Source organism: Prauserella oleivorans, assembly GCF_042685745.1.
Classification (GTDB): Bacteria; Actinomycetota; Actinomycetes; order Mycobacteriales; family Pseudonocardiaceae; genus Prauserella_A; species Prauserella_A oleivorans.
The window spans coordinates 5,484,606-5,503,910 of the sequence record NZ_JBHUNT010000001.1 but is presented as its reverse complement, the minus strand read 5'-3'; the positions used below and the strand labels follow the sequence as shown (position 1 = coordinate 5,503,910).

The 19,305-nt window shown below is 67.9% G+C and carries 10 protein-coding genes and 3 rRNA genes; 8 read left to right on the top strand and 5 right to left on the bottom strand.

Annotated features, from left to right (window positions below; genetic code table 11):
- Positions 1 to 7: 7 nt before the first annotated feature.
- Positions 8 to 1,906 (top strand): N-6 DNA methylase, encoded by a 1,899-nt coding sequence (locus ACFSZT_RS26985; protein ID WP_377393511.1) that lies wholly within the window; start codon positions 8 to 10, stop codon positions 1,904 to 1,906.
- 21 nt (positions 1,907 to 1,927) lie between these two features.
- Here ACFSZT_RS26985 and ACFSZT_RS26980 read toward each other — a convergent pair whose 3' ends face one another.
- The 3 genes from ACFSZT_RS26980 to secA2 form a co-directional block, all read right to left on the bottom strand.
- Positions 1,928 to 2,470: a methylated-DNA--[protein]-cysteine S-methyltransferase gene (locus tag ACFSZT_RS26980; protein ID WP_377393514.1), complete on the bottom strand. Its 543-nt coding sequence runs from the start codon at positions 2,468 to 2,470 to the stop codon at positions 1,928 to 1,930.
- 202 nt (positions 2,471 to 2,672) lie between these two features.
- On the bottom strand, positions 2,673 to 4,391 hold the full coding sequence (locus ACFSZT_RS26975) for an NAD+ synthase (protein WP_377393517.1): 1,719 nt from the start codon (positions 4,389 to 4,391) through the stop codon (positions 2,673 to 2,675).
- Between the two features lie 55 nt (positions 4,392 to 4,446).
- Positions 4,447 to 6,780 carry an accessory Sec system translocase SecA2 gene (gene secA2 / locus ACFSZT_RS26970; RefSeq protein ID WP_377393520.1) on the bottom strand — a complete coding sequence of 778 codons (2,334 nt, stop codon included), beginning with the start codon at positions 6,778 to 6,780 and terminating at the stop codon, positions 4,447 to 4,449.
- Positions 6,781 to 6,863: 83 nt separating this feature from the next.
- On the opposite strand from secA2, the gene ACFSZT_RS26965 reads away from it, so the two are divergent.
- Entirely contained in the window at positions 6,864 to 8,429 is a 1,566-nt protein-coding gene (locus ACFSZT_RS26965) for an alpha/beta hydrolase (RefSeq protein ID WP_377393523.1), read from the top strand.
- Here the strand turns inward: ACFSZT_RS26965 and ACFSZT_RS26960 are convergent, their stop codons facing one another.
- Together ACFSZT_RS26960 and ACFSZT_RS26955 are read right to left on the bottom strand one after the other, a co-directional pair.
- Entirely contained in the window at positions 8,430 to 9,125 is a 696-nt protein-coding gene (locus ACFSZT_RS26960) for an LppX_LprAFG lipoprotein (protein ID WP_377393526.1), read from the bottom strand.
- A 10-nt stretch (positions 9,126 to 9,135) separates the two neighbouring features.
- Complete coding sequence (locus ACFSZT_RS26955) at positions 9,136 to 10,128, bottom strand: GlxA family transcriptional regulator (RefSeq protein ID WP_377393529.1); 993 nt, start codon at positions 10,126 to 10,128, stop codon at positions 9,136 to 9,138.
- Positions 10,129 to 10,199: 71 nt separating this feature from the next.
- Between ACFSZT_RS26955 and ACFSZT_RS26950 the strand changes: the two genes are divergently transcribed.
- The 6 genes from ACFSZT_RS26950 to ACFSZT_RS26925 all read left to right on the top strand — a co-directional run bounded on the left by ACFSZT_RS26950 (position 10,200) and on the right by ACFSZT_RS26925 (position 19,280).
- Positions 10,200 to 11,489 carry an MFS transporter gene (locus ACFSZT_RS26950; RefSeq protein ID WP_377393532.1) on the top strand — a complete coding sequence of 430 codons (1,290 nt, stop codon included), beginning with the start codon at positions 10,200 to 10,202 and terminating at the stop codon, positions 11,487 to 11,489.
- Between the two features lie 23 nt (positions 11,490 to 11,512).
- Positions 11,513 to 12,856 carry a type I glutamate--ammonia ligase gene (gene glnA / locus ACFSZT_RS26945; RefSeq protein WP_377393535.1) on the top strand — a complete coding sequence of 448 codons (1,344 nt, stop codon included), beginning with the start codon at positions 11,513 to 11,515 and terminating at the stop codon, positions 12,854 to 12,856.
- Positions 12,857 to 13,199: 343 nt separating this feature from the next.
- Positions 13,200 to 14,723: ribosomal RNA gene (locus tag ACFSZT_RS26940) — 16S ribosomal RNA — on the top strand.
- 227 nt (positions 14,724 to 14,950) lie between these two features.
- Positions 14,951 to 18,083 (top strand): 23S ribosomal RNA (locus ACFSZT_RS26935).
- Positions 18,084 to 18,176: 93 nt separating this feature from the next.
- Positions 18,177 to 18,293, top strand: a 5S ribosomal RNA gene (rrf, locus tag ACFSZT_RS26930).
- The 16S, 23S and 5S rRNA genes sit together here, the layout of an rRNA operon.
- A gap of 234 nt (positions 18,294 to 18,527) precedes the next feature.
- Entirely contained in the window at positions 18,528 to 19,280 is a 753-nt protein-coding gene (locus ACFSZT_RS26925) for a type 1 glutamine amidotransferase (RefSeq protein WP_377387844.1), read from the top strand.
- The last annotated feature ends 25 nt before the right edge of the window (positions 19,281 to 19,305 follow it).

Genomic DNA, 19,305 nt, shown 5'->3' with positions numbered 1-19,305 from the left:
GGTTGGCATGACCGATGAGTCCTTGATGACGGCTGCCGAGGTCGCTCGGCTCGCCGGCGTCGGCCGAGCGGCCGTCAGCAACTGGCGCCGCCGCTACCAGGACTTTCCCGAGCCGGTCGCGGGCGCCGGCTCACCGGCCTTCCGGCGGTCCGAGGTGGAGGCGTGGCTGCGCGCGCAGGGCAAGCTGACCGCGTTGGAGCCGGTGGACGAGCTGTGGCGGGCGCTCGACGCGGCCCGAGGTGAGTCACCGATCGACGAGCTCGCCGCGGCGGTCGCCGAGCGGTTGGCCGGCGGGCGGACCCGGGTGCCGCCCGAGGTCGCCGCGGCGCTGGACGCGGTCGCCGCGTTGCCCGCGGACGAGGTGATGGACGCGCTGGTGAACCGGGTGTTCGCGCGGCAGCAACTGTCGCCGTTCGCCACCCCGCCCGACCTGGCGGAGCTCATGGTGGAACTCGCGCGGCCGGTGGGCGCGACCGTGTTCGACCCCGCCTGCGGAACCGGTGCGCTCCTGGCCGCGGCGGCCCGCGCCGGTGCGCACCGCCTCGTCGGCCAGGAGAGCGACGCGTGGGTGGGCCGGTTCGCCGTGCCGAGGTTGTCCCTGCACGCCGAGGCCGACGTGGTGATCGGGGACGCGCTGCGGTTCGACGCCTTCCCGGATCTGCGGGCCGATACGGTCGTGTGCGACCCGCCGTTCGGCTACCGCGATTGGGGCCACGAACACCTCGTCATGGACCCCCGGTGGGAGTACGGCGTGCCGGCGAAGACGGAAACCGAGCTGGCGTGGGTCCAGCACTGTCTCGCGCACGCGAAGCCGGGCGGCACGGTGGTGCTCGTGGTGCCGGCGAGTGTCGCCTCCCGGCGTTCCGGCCGCTCGATCCGGCAAACCATGCTCCGCCGTGGTGTCTTCCGGGCGATCGTGGCGCTGCCGCCCGGCACATTGCGCTCCACCGGGATCGGCCTGCAGCTGTGGGTGTTGCGGGCGCCGGACGCGGAGGCCGGTGGTCCCGTCCTGCTCCTGGACGTCACCGACCTGCGCCCGCAGCGACGCGGCCAGGTCGACTGGTCCGGACTGCGCGACGCGATCGGCGCGTCCTGGCGGGAGTTCGCCGAGACCGGTGAGGTGGCCGAGGTGCCGGGCCGGCGACGCGTGGTGGAACCGATCGACCTCCTCGACGAGGAGGTGGACCTCACCCCGGCTCGTCACGTGCCCACTCCCGCTACACGCGTGGACCCCTCGGCGCTCGACACGCAGGCTGCGCACATCGCGGAGCTGCTGGCCACGATCCGGGACCTGCTGCCGCAGGTCGCCGCCGGTGGGCGTGGTGACGACACCACCGTCACGGTGAACGAACTCGCGCGCGCCGGCGCACTCACGCTGACCCACGCCGTGTCCCGGCCGGCGACGACCGAGGAGGGCAGCGGACCCTTGGTGCTGACGGGTCGTGACGTGGCGACCGGCAGGCCACCGACGGCACGGCTCGCGGAAGCGGGCGAGCACGAGCCGATCGAGCTGGAGCCGGGGGACGTCGTGCTGCCCGTCGTCGCGGCCGGTGACGGGCGCCTGCGTCCCATGGTCGTCGACGAGCCCGGCTGGGTGCTCGGTCCCAACCTGCATCTCCTCCGGCCGGACTCCCGGCGGCTGGATCCCGATTTCCTGGCCGGCTACCTCGCGGCGGCACCGTCACCCCGCGCCCTGTCGGTCACCGTCTCCGGAATCCACCGCCTCGACGTGCGCCGGGCAGAGATACCCGTGCTCGACCTCGACGCGCAACGCAGGCTGGGCGAGCAGTTCCGCAGGCTCCGGCGGTTCCGCGACGCCCTCCGCCGACTGACCGAACTCGGCGAGTCCTACACCGACCAGGTGGCCCAGGGCCTGGCGACAGGCGCGCTGACGTCCGAGACGTAGCGCCCGCCGCGAACACGCCGGTCAGACGTCGAACAGCGTCGGCTCCTCCAGGTACACGCCCTCGATCTCCAGCATCCGCCGCTTGGTGGCCACCCCGCCGTTCGCCGAGAAGCCGCCCGTGCCGCCGTCCGCCGCCAGCACCCGGTGACACGGCACGATGGGCGCGAACGGGTTGGCGCCGAGTGCCTGTCCGACCGCGCGGGCCGCACCCGGCTCCCCGAGTCGGCGCGCGATCTCGCCATAGGTCAGCGTCGTGCCCGGGGGAATCGTGCGCGCCACCTCGTAGACGCGGGCATGAAACCGCGGCACGCGGCTCAGATCGAGCGGCACCTCGGCCAGCGGGGCCGCGCCCTCACCGGACAGCAGCGCGGTCACCGCGGCGATCGCGCGCCGCACGGTGCCGGGCGGATCATGCTCGACCGCTCCGGGGAACCGGCGTTCCAGCCGCGCACGGGTGCGCTCGGCGCTGCCCTCGGGCAGCTGGCTGCCGATGACGGTGCGGCCGTCCCACGCGATGCCGCATTGCCCGATCGCCGTGTCGAACAGTGTGAACCCCTGTGCCACACCCGGCACCGTACGCCGGTGCACCGACGGAATCCGACAGCCGCGCGGGGCCGGTCGCCGGCACCGTCACCGACCACGCGCGTGGCCGGTCCACTCGACGGCCCCGCGGCGACGAGGCCGGCTCTGCCGGTCCCTTCCCGGCGCCCGACGGCAGACCATGAGCGGCAGGCAGACCGGAGCCCCACACCCCGCGCGCGTGCTGCTAGTGCGTCTCCCGCCAGAGGTTGGTCATCGGGAGCCTGCGGTCGCGGCCGAACGCCTTGAACGTGATCTTCGTGCCGGGCGGGTACTGCCTGCGCTTGTACTCGGCCTTGTCGACCATCCGCACCACCCGGTCGATCACCTCCGCGTCGAAGCCCGCGGCGAGCAGGTCGGCGAAGCCGCGGTCGCCCTCCACGTAGTCGTCGAGGATGTCGTCGAGCAGCGCGTAGTCGGGCAGCGAATCGGTGTCCAGCTGGCCCGGGCGCAGCTCGGCCGACGGCGGCTTGGTGATCGAGTTCTCCGGAATCGGCGGTGTCTCCCCGCGCTTGTCGGCCTCGGCGTTGCGCCAGCGCGCGAGTGTCCACACGTGAGTCTTGAAGACGTCCTTGATCGGCGCGAACCCGCCGACGGCGTCGCCGTAGATCGTCGAGTAGCCCACGGCCAGCTCGGTCTTGTTCCCGGTCGCCAGTACGAGGTGGCCGTCCAGGTTGGACAGTGCCATCAGCAGCATGCCGCGCACGCGGGCCTGGATGTTCTCCTCGGCGAGCCCGGTCAGGGAGAGCCGGTCGACGTAGATCCGCACCATGTCCGCCACCGGCTCGACGCGGAAGTGGCAGCCCAGTCGGCGTGCCAGCTCCGCCGCGTCCGATCGGGAGTGCTCCGACGAGTACTCCGACGGCATCGACACGCCGTACACCGCGTCCGGGCCGAGGGCGTCCACGGCCAGTGCCGCGACCACCGCCGAGTCGATACCGCCGGAGAGGCCCAGCATCACCGACCGGAACCCGTTCTTGCGCACGTAATCACGCAGGCCCAGCACGAGTGCCGACCACACCTCGGCCTCGTCGGACAGCGGCTCGCTGATCGCCGGCCCGCTCAGCGGCTCGTAGGCGGGCACCGGGGTGTCGCTCAGAACCCGCCGGTTCACGCGCAGCCCGGCAAACTCCCCGACCGCCGTGTGGCCGCCGGAGGGGAGGTCGAGGTCGGTCAGCAGCAGGTGCTCGGTGAACTGGGGCGCGCGCGCCAGCAGCTCGCCGTCCGCGGCGACGACGATCGAGTCGCCGTCGAACACCAGGTCGTCCTGGCCGCCCACCCAGTTCGTGTAGACGATCGGTGCCCGCGCCTCCCGCGCCCGGCCCGCCACGAGCGGGAGCCGGACGTCGTCCTTGGACCGTTCGTACGGCGAGGCGTTCGGCGAGACGATCAGGTCGACCCCCGCCTCGCCGAGCGCGGCCACCGGCCCGCCGTCCTGCCAGAGGTCCTCGCAGATCACCATGCCGATGTCGAGGCCGTGCAGCCGGACCACGTCGAGCTCGGTGCCGGGCTTGAAGTTGCGCCGCTCGTCGAACACGCCGTAGTTCGGCAGGTGGTGCTTGTACTGGCTCGCCACCACCTCGCCGCCCAACAGCGCGGCGGCCGCGTTGCGCGGGCCCACCTCGTCCTGGTCGAGGTAGCCGACGTAGGTGAGCACGTCGCCGCAGCCGGCCTCGGCGAGCCGCCGCGCCAGCAGCTCGACCTGATCCCGCGACGCCCGCGCGAACGTCTTCCGCAGCGCCAGGTCCTCGACCGGGTAGCCGGTCACCGACATCTCCGGGAACACGGCGACGTGCGCGCCGGCGTCGGCGGCCCTGCGCGTCCACTCGACGATCGTCGCGGCGTTGCCGGCCAGATCGCCGACCGTCGTGTTCACCTGGGCCAACGCGATTCGCAACTGCGGCATGCGGCCATTGTCCCGCACCGGGGCGCCGATCTTCATGTGTCGGCGCGCACGCGTCTCAGCTCCGCTTCTTGCGCAGCAGCCCGCGCACCTTCTTCAGCGCCTGCTCGGCGTCGGAGTCGAACGGGTTGTCCTGCACCAGGTACGTCCACGTCGACGTCGGCCTGCGCACCCCGGCGGCCGCCAGATCGATGCCCTCGCCGGTGATCTCGGCCTCCACCAGTGTCTTCGCGGACCGCTTCTCGGCCTCCCCGCGGATCTTGTGGAACTCGGGGATCGCCGCGCGGTGGAACTCGTCCAGCGGCTGTTCGCGGGCCATCGCCCGCAGGTGGATGGTCTCGCGCACGTCGGTGAGGAACGCGAGGTGATCGGCCCACAGCTGGTCGAGGTGGAACAGCATGATCTCGCGGCACACCCGCGCGACCTTCTCCGCACCCAGCGCCTCGGTCAGCTCGGTGACGCGCGTCGGCTCGGCCTCGGCCAGCAGCTCCTTCGCCTTCTCCGTGCGCAGCACCTCGTCACGCCACGTGAGCAGCTCGGCCCGCTGGTGCTCGATCAGCCGGGTGTAGCGCCACGTGTTGCGGTGGATCTCCAGGTCGACACCCTCGGCCACGCGCTGGGCGTGGTTGATCTGCCGCTGCGCGGCCGGATCGGTGATCTCGCCGCTCTCGGGGTCGGCCTCGATGCCCTCGGGCACGTCCGGGGCGTTCGCGAGCACCAGCTCGTCGTTGAGGCTGGCGAAGAACACCGAGCTGCCGGGGTCGCCCTGCCTGCCCGCGCGGCCCCGCAGCTGGTCGTCGAGCCGGCTGCTCGGGTAGCGCGCGGTGCCGATGACGTGCAGGCCGCCGAGCTCGGCTACCCGCTCGCGGTCGCCGCCGTCGGCGCCGCCCAGCCGGATGTCGGTGCCGCGCCCCGCCATCTGCGTGGACACGGTGATCCGCTGGTAGGTGCCCGCCTCGGCGATGATCGCGGCTTCCTCGGCGTCGTTGCGGGCGTTGAGCACCACGCACGGCAACCCGGCCTTGGCGAGCTTGTCGGCGAGCTCCTCGGACTCGGCGACGTCCTGGGTGCCGACGAGGATCGGCCTGCCCGAGTCGTGGACCTCGCGGATCTCCTCCACGATCGCGCGCAGCTTGTGGCCCGGCGAGGCGTAGATGCGGTCGGGGGCGTCCTCGCGCACGTTCGGTGTGTTCGGCGGGATCACGGCGACCTCGAGTCGGTAGAACTCCCGCAGCTGCTCGGCCACCGCCACCGCGGTGCCCGTCATGCCCGCCACCTGCGGATACCTCGCGATGAGCGCCTGCACGGTGATGGAGTCGAGGATCTCGCCGTGGTCGGAGGGCGCCAGCTGCTCCTTGGCCTCCACCGCGGCCTGCAGCCCGTCCGGCCAGCGCTGGAGCTCGGCGACCCGGCCGCGCGAGGCGTTGATGAGCTGCACCTTGCCGTCGCGGACCAGGTAGTCGACGTCGCGCGTCAGCAGGGCGTGCGCGTGCAGGGCGACGTTCACGGCGGCGAGCCGCTCCGATCCGTCCTCGCCGTAGAGGTCGATGCCGCCGAGTGCCTTCTCGACCACCGACGCGCCCGCCGACGTCAGCCACACGTTGCGGCCGTCGGGGTCGGTCTCGTAGTGCAGGCCGAGGCGCAGGCGGCGCACGATGTTGGCCACCTCGGTGTCGGCGATTCCGGCGTCCACCGATCCCGCCATCACCAGCGGCACGCGCGCCTCGTCCACGAGCACCGAGTCGGCCTCGTCCACGATCGCGACCTCGGGCTCGGGCTGCACGAGGTCGGCGATGTCGGTGACCAGCCGGTCGCGCAGCACGTCGAAGCCGACCTCGCTGACCGCGCCGTAACAGACCTCGGCGGCGTAGGCCGCGCGGCGTTCCTCGGTGTCCAGGGCCGGCTCGACCCAGCCCACCGACACGCCCAGCAGGTCGTACACCGGCCGCATCCACTCGGCGTCGCGGCGGGCGAGGTAGTCGTTGACCGAGATGACGTGCACGCGCTTGCCCTGCAGCGCGTACCCGGCGGCGGCCAGCGCCCCGGCGAGCGTCTTGCCCTCACCGGTCTGCATCTGCACCACGTGCCCGGTGAGCAGGCCCATCGTGCCGAGGAGCTGGACGTCGAAGGCGCGCTCGCCGAGGCCCCGGCGGGCGGCTTCGCGGCCGAGTGCGCACAGCTCGACGAGCTCGGCGTCGCCGAACGACCCGTCCCGCATGCTCTCCCGAAGGGCCGCCGCGGCCTCGGTGAGCTCGGGGTCGCTGAGCTTCTCGAGCTCCGGCTCCCGCTTCTCGACGGCAGGCAACAGCGCTTCGTACCGCGTCAGCTCGACACTGGCCGGGCGCTGGATGATCCTGCGCAGCCGCTTGCCCACCCGGCTCATCAACGCCACCCGTGGTCTCCTATCTCGATCCCCGCCGCACGCAGGCGATGTGCTGGTGCATTCCGGTCCCGGTGTGATGGCACGATCGTCGTGTGCCCGTTCGGAAACGCTACCTGTCCCTGGCCACCTGTCTACTTGCGTTGGTCGGGTTGGTGGCCTGCACCCAGGATTCATCGCAGGAGTCGAGCGGACCGGTGGGGCCGGTGCCGCAGGGACTCGAACGCTTCTACTCGCAGTCGCTCGACTGGGGCGCGTGCGACTCCTACGCGACGTCGGAGAACGCGCGGGCGGCATTCCAGGCCGACGGGCTCGAGTGCGCGCGGCTGACGGTCCCGCTGAACTACTCCGAGCCCGGCGGCACCACCATCACCATCGGGGTGCTCCGGCAGCGGGCGAGTGGCGAGCGCATCGGCTCCCTGGTGCTCAATCCCGGCGGGCCCGGCGCGTCCGGCATGACCGCGGCGGCGTCGATGGCGCCGTCCGTCGCGAGTCGACCCCTGGGGCAGCGGTTCGACATCGTCGGTTTCGACCCGCGGGGCATCGGCGCCAGCGAACCGGCCGTGCGTTGTCTCACCGGTGCCGAACGCGACGCCGACCGCAGTGACGACGGCGAGGTCGACGGCACTCCGCAGGGCGTGGCAGGGCAGGAGGCCGAGGAGCGCGACTTCGCCCGCAAGTGCGCCGAGCGCACCGAACACGGCGAGCAGCTGCTCGCCCACCTCGGCAGCCGGGACGTCGTGCGGGACCTCGACGTGCTGCGGTCGGTGCTCGGAGACGAGAAGCTGACCTACCTCGGCTACTCCTACGGCACCCGGATCGGATACACCTACGCCGAGCGCTTCCCGCGCAACGTGCGCGCGATGGTGCTCGACGGCGCACTCGACCCGGAACAGGACATCGTCGAGTCGCTCGTCGACCAGGGCGAGGGGTTCGGCAAGGCGTTCACCGAGTTCGCCGCGTCGTGCACGGCGAAGCCGGGCTGCGCGCTGGGCACCGACCCGGCCGGAGCGACGAAGGCCTACCAGGACCTCGTCCGGCCGCTGATCGAGAACCCGGTACCCGTCGGCGACGGCAGGCGGCTCTCCTACGAGGACGCCACCACCGGCACCATCCAGGCGCTCTACTCCGAGCAGCTGTGGGGCAGCCTGAACACCGGCCTGGCCGAGTTGCGGCAGGGCCGCGGCAGCACGCTCATGGCGCTGGCCGACATGTACAACGAGCGCGGTCGCGACGGCCGGTACTCGACCACCCAGGACGCGTTCATCGCCATCCGTTGCGTGGACGACCCGCGCGTCACCGACCGGGCGAAGATCCTGGAGGCGCAGCGCCGGTACGCGGCCGTCGCGCCGTTCCTCGACCCGGGCACGCCGCCGTCCTCGGCCCGGGACGCGTGCACGTTCTGGCCGGTGCCCAACACCTCCGAACCGCATCTGCCCGACGTCCAGGGTGTGCCGCCCGCCCTGGTGATCTCCACGACCAACGACCCGGCGACGCCGTACCAGGCCGGGGTCCAGCTGGCGAAGGCGATGAACGGCAGGCTGTTGACCTTCGAGGGCAACCAGCACACCGTGTTCTTGCAGGGCAACACCTGCGTGGACCGGGCGGGCACCGCGTACCTGATCGACGGCACGCTCCCGCCGGAGGGCAAGCGCTGCTGATCAACCCTGTGCGTTCTGCACCGGCTTGTTGTGGTCGGTGAGCGCCAGCTCGAGCATCACCGAGCCCTCGTTGGGCTGGCGCGGCGGCACCTGCACCCACAGGCGCAGCAGGTCACGCCGCGGGTTCTCGCTGACCCAGAACTTCACGTCGACGGCGTCGTGGATACCGGGCACCAGGGCCGAGACGGCGGCATGCGAGAGCTCGCCGTTGATCCGGTAGGCAGGCACGCCCTGCAGCTCCTCGCGGCTCTCGGTCTCCAGCGCCGTGGCCTTGGTGAGCAGCTGGCGCAGGCCGCGCTCCGGATCCAGCAGCCGGGCCGGGCTGAACTGCGCGGGCACCCCGCGGCTGACGCGGTCGCCGTCGGAGTCGGTGAGGTCCAGCCGGTTGCCGGTGAGCACGTACTCGTACTGCCTGCGGTCGGTGTGCTCCTGGACGTCGGCGTCCCCGCGCGCCCAGCCGTACTGCCCGCCCGTGCGGGTGGCCACGCCGTCGACCGCCCGGATGGACAGGCCGGGGATGGCGCCGCCGACGCGGAAGTCGAACCGGACGCTCTCGAGGTCGCGCAGCGTGTCCGCGGCGGCGCCGACGAGAGCCGCGCCGTCCGGCAGCGGGCCGCGGGTGTCCGGTGAGGACGCGCAGGCGCTGAGCAGCCCGACCAGGAGCGCGACGACGAGGGTGATCCGTCCGGACGCCATGGCGGTTACGTTAGCGGGACGTTTCGGCTCTTTCGCTCACGGCTCCCGCGCGGTGGGCGGCGAACGTGCGCCGGTAGGCCAACGGCGACACGCCGATGGCCGCGTGCAGGTGTTGCCGCAGCGAGGCGGCCGTGCCGAGCCCGGATTCGGCGGCGACCCGCTCCACGGACAGCTCCGTCGACTCGAGCAGGTGGCGTGCGTGCAGGATGCGCTGCCGGGTGAGCCAGGTGTGCGGTGGGAGGCCGGTTTCCTCGCGGAATCGCCTGCTGAACGTCCGCACGCTCATGTTCGCGTGCGCGGCGAGGGTAGCCAGGTCGAGCGGCTCGCCGAGGTGCTCGAGCGCCCACGCCCGGGTCGGTGCCGTACTCCCGATGCCCTGGTCCACGAGTGGCCGGTCGATGAACTGGGACTGCCCGCCGTCGCGCCAGGGCGGCACCACGCAGTAGCGTGCCGCCCGGTTGGCGACGTCGGTGCCGTGGTCGGCGCGCACGACGTGCAGGCAGAGGTCGACGCCCGCGGCCAGCCCCGCCGAGGTGAGCACGTCGCCGTCGTCGACGAACAGCACCTTCTCGTCGAGCCGGACCTTTGGGTACAGCCTGCGGAAGTCGTCGGCATAGGCCCAGTGCGTGGTGGCGGGCCGTCCGTCCAGCAGGCCCGCGGCGGCGAGGACGAACGCGCCCGTGCAGATCGACATGATCCGGGCGTGGCTCGGGATGCGCGCGAGCGCGGCCGCGATGTCGGCGGGCAGGGTCCCCTCGCGCCGGGGCCCGTGGACCCGCGTGCCCGGCACGATCACCGTGTCGGCGTCGTCGAGCGCGACGGGTCCGTGGTCGAGGACGGCGGTGTAGCCGGAGGAGACGCGCACCGGGCGGTCGTCCACTCCGCACACACGCACGTCGTAGAGCGGCCGGCCGTCCCGCTCCGCGGCGGCGAAGATCTGCGGCGGGATCTGCATGTCGTAGCCGACGACCTCGCCGACGGCCAGCACGACCACACGGTGCATGGCAAGATCCTTGCACATTGTGGCGTTCTTGCCACTCGTCGGCGGCTCGCCGTCCCGTCACGCTGATCTCCGTGACCGATACCGTGATCGTTCCGCGGCGCTCCGGCCGCGGCCGTCGTATCCACTGGGCCTTCCTGGTCGCGTTCGCGGCGTTCGTCGCGCTGCTGGGCGCGGCGGGATTCCGGGCGGCCCCGGGCGTGCTGATCGACCCGCTGCACCACGAGTTCGGCTGGTCGCGCGGCACCATCTCCACCGCCGTGTCGGTGAACCTGCTGCTTTACGGCTTCATCGCCCCGTTCGCCGCGGCGCTGATGGAGCGGCTGGGCATGCGGCGCGTGGTCGTGGGCGCGCTGGTGCTGGTCGCGGCGGGCAGCGGGCTCACGGTGTTCATGACGGCGTCGTGGCAGCTGCTGCTGTGCTGGGGCGTGCTGGTGGGCACGGGAACTGGCGCGATGGCGCTGACGTTCGTCGCCACGGTCACCAGCCGGTGGTTCGTCAGGCATCGCGGTCTGGTCAGCGGCGTGCTCACCGCGGCCAGTGCGACTGGCCAGCTCGTCTTCCTGCCGGTGGTGGCCGCACTGGCGACGAGTCACGGCTGGCGGTCGGCCTCGCTCGTCGTGGCGGCTGCCGCGCTCGCGGTGGTGCCGGTCGTGCTGCTGTTGCTGCGCGAGCATCCCCGCGACGTCGGGACGACCCGCTACGGCACGGACACCGAGGAGGAGGTCGTCGTGCCGGTCGGCAGCAGCGCCGGCCGGGCTCTGCGGACGCTGGGGGACGCGGCCCGCACGCCGGCGTTCTGGCTGCTGGCGGGTGGCTTCGCCATCTGCGGCGCCTCCACCAACGGGCTGATCGGCACGCACTTCGTCCCTGCCGCCCACGACCACGGCATGCCGCACACCACCGCAGCGGCACTGCTCGCGCTCGTCGGCCTTTTCGACGTCGCGGGCACGGTGCTGTCGGGCTGGCTCACCGACCGCGTCGACCCCCGGTGGCTTCTCGGGGCGTACTACTCGCTGCGCGGTGTCTCGCTGCTGGTCCTGCCGCACCTGTTCGCGCCGACCACCGAGCCTCCGATGTGGGCGTTCATCGTCTTCTACGGCCTGGACTGGGTGGCCACGGTCCCGCCGACCGTCGCGCTGTGCCGGGAGCGGTTCGGCGAGGCGGGCCCGATCGTGTTCGGCTGGGTGTTCGCCTCGCACCAGGTCGGTGCGGCCCTGGCCGCGTTCGGTGCCGGTCTCACCCGCGATGAGCTGGGCAGTTACGACCTCGCCTGGTACGTCGCGGGCGGGCTGTGCGCACTGGCGGCGGTGATGTCGGTACGGATTCGCCCCACCGCGCGCAACCACGAAACATTGCGTTAACACATCGCGCATAGGGTCGCGGCATGGATCGCCAGCAGGAGTTCGTGCTGCGCACGCTGGAAGAACGCGACATCCGCTTCGTGCGGCTCTGGTTCACCGACGTGCTGGGTTTTCTGAAGTCGGTCGCCGTGGCGCCCGCCGAGCTGGAAGGTGCCTTCAGTGAGGGCATCGGCTTCGACGGCTCCGCCATCGAGGGCTTCGCGCGCGTCTACGAATCGGACATGGTCGCCAAGCCCGACCCGTCGACCTTCCAGGTGCTGCCGTGGGAGACCCCCGAAGGCGGTCACTACTCGGCGCGCATGTTCTGCGACATCGCCATGCCGGACGGTTCGCCGTCGTGGGCGGATCCCCGGCACGTACTGCGCAGGCAGCTGTCCAAGGCGGGCGAGGCCGGGTTCACCTGTTACGTCCACCCCGAGATCGAGTTCTTCCTGCTCGCCGGGTTGCCCGAGGACGGCAAGGAACCGATCCCGGCCGACAACGGCGGGTACTTCGACCAGGCCAGCCACGCCACCGCCACGCACTTCCGTCGGCACGCCATCGAGGCGCTCGAGGCGATGGGCATCTCCGTGGAGTTCAGCCACCACGAAGGCGCTCCGGGGCAGCAGGAGATCGACCTGCGCTACGCCGATGCGCTGACCATGGCCGACAACGTCATGACGTTCCGGTATGTCGTCAAGGAGGTCGCGCTCACCCAGGGTGTGCGCGCGACGTTCATGCCCAAGCCGTTCACCGACCAGCCCGGCTCGGGGATGCACACGCACGTCTCGCTGTTCGAGGGCGACCGCAACGCCTTCTACAGCCCGGAGGACCCCTACGAGCTCTCCGAGACCGGCAAGGCGTTCGTCGCGGGCCTGCTCTACCACGCGCGGGAGATCTCGGGCGTCACCAACCAGTGGGTCAACTCGTACAAGCGGCTGATCGCCGGCGGGGAGGCCCCGACCACGGTCTCGTGGGGCCGGGCCAACCGTTCCGCCCTGGTGCGCGTGCCGATGTACTCGCCGGGCAAGGCGTCGTCGCGCCGGGTCGAGATCCGCACACTCGACTCCGCGTGCAATCCGTACCTGGCGTACTCGGTGATCCTCGCGGCCGGACTGCGGGGCATCGAGAAGGGCTACGAGCTGCCGCCCGCGGCGGAGGACAACATCTGGTCGCTGTCGGAGTCCGAGCGCAAGGCCGCCGGCTACACGCAGCTGCCACAGAACCTCGGCGAGGCGCTGACGGAGATGGAGCGCTCGGAGCTCCTGCCGGAGGCGCTGGGCGAGCACGTTTACGACTTCTTCCTGCGGAACAAGCGCGCCGAGTGGGACAGCTACCGCAGCGCCGTGACCCCCTACGAGCTCCGCACGCTGCTTCCGGTGCTCTGACCTGGGGTTTTGCGTTAAGGGGACCCCCCTGTTTCGGGGGGTTTCCGACCATGTAATCTTCTCTTCGTCGCCAAGAGCGGCCGGGCCGAGCGGGGGTTGACCCCGCGAGCCGGACCGGGTAAAGTTCTTGGTCGGCCCTGAAGCGGGCCACAACATCCGAGCGACATCTTCCGAGATTAGTTCTGATGTTGGCTGGCGCGCCCGGGGCCCGGTGTTTGAAACAATGTGCGTGTTGTTTGAGAACTCAACAGTGTGTTTGTGAGCTTGTAGTCTTGTTGTTTGTGTGACCCTGTTTTGGGTTTCTTTGAGGCTATTGTTGTAGCTGGGTTTTCTCTTTGATGCATTGTTGGAGAGTTTGATCCTGGCTCAGGACGAACGCTGGCGGCGTGCTTAACACATGCAAGTCGAACGCTGAAGCTCAGCTTGCTGGGTGGATGAGTGGCGAACGGGTGAGTAACACGTGGGTAATCTGCCCTGTACTCTGGGATAAGCCTGGGAAACTGGGTCTAATACCGGATAGGACCATGTCACGCATGTGGTGTGGTGGAAAGTTTCGGCGGTACAGGTTGAGCCCGCGGCCTATCAGCTTGTTGGTGGGGTGATGGCCTACCAAGGCGGTGACGGGTAGCCGGCCTGAGAGGGCGACCGGCCACACTGGGACTGAGACACGGCCCAGACTCCTACGGGAGGCAGCAGTGGGGAATATTGCACAATGGGCGGAAGCCTGATGCAGCGACGCCGCGTGAGGGATGACGGCCTTCGGGTTGTAAACCTCTTTCGCCAGGGACGAAGCGTAAGTGACGGTACCTGGAGAAGAAGCACCGGCTAACTACGTGCCAGCAGCCGCGGTAATACGTAGGGTGCGAGCGTTGTCCGGAATTATTGGGCGTAAAGAGCTCGTAGGCGGTGTGTCACGTCGGCCGTGAAAACCTCAGGCTTAACTTGGGGCTTGCGGTCGATACGGGCATCACTTGAGTTCGGTAGGGGAGACTGGAATTCCTGGTGTAGCGGTGGAATGCGCAGATATCAGGAGGAACACCGGTGGCGAAGGCGGGTCTCTGGGCCGATACTGACGCTGAGGAGCGAAAGCGTGGGGAGCGAACAGGATTAGATACCCTGGTAGTCCACGCTGTAAACGTTGGGCGCTAGGTGTGGGGTGCTGTCCACGTATCCCGTGCCGTAGCTAACGCATTAAGCGCCCCGCCTGGGGAGTACGGCCGCAAGGCTAAAACTCAAAGGAATTGACGGGGGCCCGCACAAGCGGCGGAGCATGTGGATTAATTCGATGCAACGCGAAGAACCTTACCTGGGCTTGACATGCACTGGACGCATCCAGAGATGGGTGTTCCCTTGTGGCTGGTGTACAGGTGGTGCATGGCTGTCGTCAGCTCGTGTCGTGAGATGTTGGGTTAAGTCCCGCAACGAGCGCAACCCTTGTCCTATGTTGCCAGCGGGTAATGCCGGGGACTCGTGGGAGACTGCCGGGGTCAACTCGGAGGAAGGTGGGGATGACGTCAAGTCATCATGCCCCTTATGTCCAGGGCTTCACACATGCTACAATGGCCGGTACAGAGGGCTGCGATACCGTGAGGTGGAGCGAATCCCTTAAAGCTGGTCTCAGTTCGGATCGTAGTCTGCAACTCGACTACGTGAAGTCGGAGTCGCTAGTAATCGCAGATCAGCAACGCTGCGGTGAATACGTTCCCGGGCCTTGTACACACCGCCCGTCACGTCACGAAAGTCGGTAACACCCGAAGCCCACGGCCCAACCCCTTGTGGGAGGGAGTGGTCGAAGGTGGGACTGGCGATTGGGACGAAGTCGTAACAAGGTAGCCGTACCGGAAGGTGCGGCTGGATCACCTCCTTTCTAAGGAGCTTTTCACGTCTCATGCCGGCGCTGGGTTGTGGTCTGGTGTTGGTGTGGGGGTGGCCGGATGGAATGCCCGTGTGTGGTGTTGTCCGGTTGCTCGAGGAATTTGTGGACCGACAAGACTGCGTTGAGAGCTGTGAACACACTGTTGGGTCCTGAGGCAGCACGTGGTGTTGTTTCGGTGTGGTGTTTGAGAATTGTAGAGTGGGTGCGAGCATCTTTGTGGTCAAGTTGTGTAGGGCACATGGTGGATGTCTGGGCACCAGGGGCCGATGAAGGACGTGGGAGGCTGCGATAAGCCTCGGGGAGCTGTCAACCGAGCTGTGATCCGAGGGTGTCCGAATGGGGTAACCCGGCACCCGTGATGGGGTGTCACCCGCGCCTGAATGTATAGGGCGTGTGGAGGGAACGCGGGGAAGTGAAACATCTCAGTACCCGTAGGAAGAGAAAACAATTGTGATTCCGTGAGTAGTGGCGAGCGAAAGCGGAGGAGGCTAAACCGTGCGCATGTCAAGCTGTCAGGTGTTGTGTGTGCGGGGTTGTGAGACCTGCCTGGAGGGAGCTGACACTCTCTCGGATGCGCGCCATGGTTAGCGGAACAGTCTGGGATGGCTGGCCGGAGTGGGTGAGAGTCCCGTACGCGAAAGCTGTGGTGGTGTGTCTTGGTGGTGTTCTCGAGTAGCAGCGAGCTCGTGGAATTTGCTGTGAATCTGCCGGGACCACCCGGTAAGCCTAAATACTTCCTGGTGACCGATAGCGGACGAGTACCGTGAGGGAAAGATGAAAAGTACCCCGGGAGGGGAGTGAAAGAGTACCTGAAACCGTGTGCCTGCAAGCCGTCAGAGCCTTTGGGTGATGGCGTGCCTTTTGAAGAATGAGCCTGCGAGTTCGTGCTGCGTGGCGAGGTTAACCCGTGGGGGGTAGCCGTAGCGAAAGCGAGTCTGAAGAGGGCGTGTAGTTGCGTGGTCGAGACCCGAAGCGGGGTGATCTACCCATGGCCAGGGTGAAGCGCCGGTAAGACGGTGTGGAGGCCCGAACCCACCAGGGTTGAAAACCTGGGGGATGAGTTGTGGGTAGGGGTGAAAGGCCAATCAAACTCCGTGATAGCTGGTTCTCCCCGAAATGCATTTAGGTGCAGCGTCGCGTGTTTCATCATGGGGGTAGAGCTACTGGATGGCCTAGGGGCCTTACCGGGTTACCGAAGTCAACCAAACTCCGAATACTGTGATGTGAGAGCGCGGCAGTGAGACGGCGGGGGATAAGCTTCGTCGTCGAGAGGGAAACAGCCCAGAACACCAGCTAAGGCCCCTAAGTGTGTGCTCAGTGGGAAAGGATGTGGAGTCGCTGAGACAACCAGGAGGTTGGCTTAGAAGCAGCCATCCTTGAAAGAGTGCGTAATAGCTCACTGGTCAAGTGGTTCTGCGCCGACAATGTAGCGGGGCTTAAGCACACCGCCGAAGCTGTGTCGTCCACACATAACATCGGCTCCAGGGTTTTGTCTCTGGTGTCTAGTGGTGTGGGTGGGTAGGGGAGCGTCCTGCATCCAGGGAAGCGGCGAGGTGACTCAGTCGTGGAGGGTGTGGGAGTGAGAATGCAGGCATGAGTAGCGAATGCAGAGTGAGAATCTCTGCCGCCGGATGACCAAGGGTTCCTGGGCCAGGTTGTTCCGCCCAGGGTAAGTCGGGACCTAAGGCGAGGCCGTCAGGCGTAGTCGATGGACAACGGGTTGATATTCCCGTACCCGCGTGTGTGCGTCCCTGGCGAGGCAGGGGAGACTAACCACCCGAAGCCACACTGACGGCCCTTTCGGGGGTTGTGGTGTGGTGGAGCGTGGGACCTGATCCTGTAGTAGTCAAGCGATGGGGTGACGCAGGAAGGTAGCCCCGCCAGTCAGTGGTGATACTGGTGTAAGCGTGTGGCCCGTTCGATAGGTAAATCCGTCGGACTGACCTTTGAGGTCGAGGGTGAGGCGTGATGCATAGCCGTTGTGGCGAAGTAGGGTGATCCTCTGCTGCCGAGAAAAGCCTCTAGCGAGTGCGCGCGTGGCCCGTACCCCAAACCGACACAGGTGGTCAGGTAGAGAATACCAAGGCGATCGGGTGAACTGTGGTTAAGGAACTCGGCAAATTGCCCCCGTAACTTCGGGAGAAGGGGGGCCAAAGCACCTGAAGCCCTGCGCGGGCTAGGGTGGGTTGGCCGCAGAGACCAGCGGAAAGCGACTGTTTACTAAAAACACAGGTCCATGCGAAGACGCAAGTCGAGGTATATGGACTGACGCCTGCCCGGTGCTGGAACGTTAAGAGGACCGGTTAACCCCTTTCGGGGGGTGAAGCTGAGAATTTAAGCGCCAGTAAACGGCGGTGGTAACTATAACCATCCTAAGGTAGCGAAATTCCTTGTCGGGTAAGTTCCGACCTGCACGAATGGCGTAACGACTTTCCGGCTGTCTCAACCACAGGCCCGGCGAAATTGCACTACGAGTAAAGATGCTCGTTTCGCGCGGCAGGACGGAAAGACCCCGGGACCTTTACTACAGCTTGGTATTGGTTTTCGGTTCGGCTTGTGTAGGATAGGTGGGAGACTGTGAAGCGGCCACGCCAGTGGTTGTGGAGTCGTTGTTGAAATACCACTCTGGTCGTGCTGGGAATCTAACTTCGGACCGTGATCCGGTTCAGGGACAGTGCCTGGTGGGTAGTTTAACTGGGGCGGTTGCCTCCTAAAGGGTAACGGAGGCGCCCAAAGGTTCCCTCAGCCTGGTTGGCAATCAGGTGTTGAGTGTAAGTGCACAAGGGAGCTTGACTGTGAGACTGACGGGTCGAGCAGGTGCGAAAGCAGGGACTAGTGATCCGGCACCTCCTGGTGGAAGGGGTGTCGCTCAACGGATAAAAGGTACCCCGGGGATAACAGGCTGATCTTGCCCAAGAGTCCATATCGACGGCATGGTTTGGCACCTCGATGTCGGCTCGTCGCATCCTGGGGCCGGAGTAGGTCCCAAGGGTTGGGCTGTTCGCCCATTAAAGCGGCACGCGAGCTGGGTTTAGAACGTCGTGAGACAGTTCGGTCCCTATCCGCCGCGCGCGTAGGAGACTTGAGGAAGGCTGTCCCTAGTACGAGAGGACCGGGACGGACGAACCTCTGGTATGCCAGTTGTTCCGCCAGGGGCATGGCTGGTTGGCTACGTTCGGAAGGGATAACCGCTGAAGGCATCTAAGCGGGAAGCCTGTTCCAAGATGAGGTCTCCCACCCCTTGTTGTGGGTTAAGGCCCCCAGTAGACCACTGGGTTGATAGGCCAGACATGGACGCACGGTAACGTGTTTTTGAGTGGACTGGTACTAATCGGCCGAGGACTTGCCCACGAAGATGCTGCGCACCCACTCTACGATTCTGAAACACCACACCGAGCCCCGCCTAGGGGCAGCAACAACAGTCGGTGTGTTGTTTCGTAGTGTTTCGGTGGTGATAGCGGTGGGGACACGCCCGGTCCCATTCCGAACCCGGAAGCTAAGCCCACCAGCGCCGATGGTACTGCACCCGAAGGGGTGTGGGAGAGTAGGACACCGCCGAACAAAACCTCACAGGGAGGCCCGCCACCCGGCGGGCCTCCCCTTTTTGTTGGTAAGAAGCGCGTCGGCGAGGGGTGCAGGGTCGCTTTCGCGGAAACCCCACCGCCGGGATCTTCTTCGTCTCGATGTGCAGATGACGGCGGTCATTCGATGCCGTTCTTCTCGCGCGGTTGCCTTGCCGGGTGCGCCGGGCTTTCGCGGCACGTGATGATCGGGTGACCCCGTAGGCTGGATGGCGTGAGCACACGGATTCTGGTTCTCCAACCGGACGCGTCGGACCCGCCAGGTCGACTCGGTGACTGGCTGATCGAGGCCGGCGCGGACGTCGACGTGCGGGCCCTTCCGGACGACTCCGTTCCACGGGACCTCGACGGTTACCAGGCGCTCGTGTGTCTCGGCGGCGCCATGAACGTCGAGGACGAGGAGCAGTACCCCTGGCTCGCCGCGGTGCGGCGTCTGCTCGCTCGTGCCACGAGCCAGAACGTGCCCACGCTTGGCGTATGTCTTGGTGCGCAACTGCTCGCCGTCGCCAACGGCGGCCGGGTGGTGCCCGGACCCCGCGGGCCGGAGGTCGGACCCGAACTGGTGGCGAAGAAGGATGCCGCGTGGGTGGATCCGCTGTTCGCCGACCTGCCACTGATGCAGGACGTCCTGCAGTTCCACACTCACGTCGTCGACCAACTGCCGGCCCGGGCCCAGTTGCTCGCGTCGGCGCCCCGCTATCCCCACCAGGCATTCCGGGTGAACCGCTGCGCCTACGGCATACAGTTCCACATCGAGACGACGCCCGACATCGTCCGCCGGTGGGCCGCCAACTCGCCGGACACTGCTGCAGCCGCGCGGGAGGGCGCCTTCGAGGACACGACGCTCGCGGCGGTGCACACCGACGTCGCGGAGACGTGGCGTCCGTTCGCGCATCGGTTCGTCCGCCTCGCGGCGGGTGACCTCGAACCGGCGGCCGAGGACCAGCGTCGGCTGCCCCTCGCGTGACCTGTTCGCCGCTTGTCGCGACGTG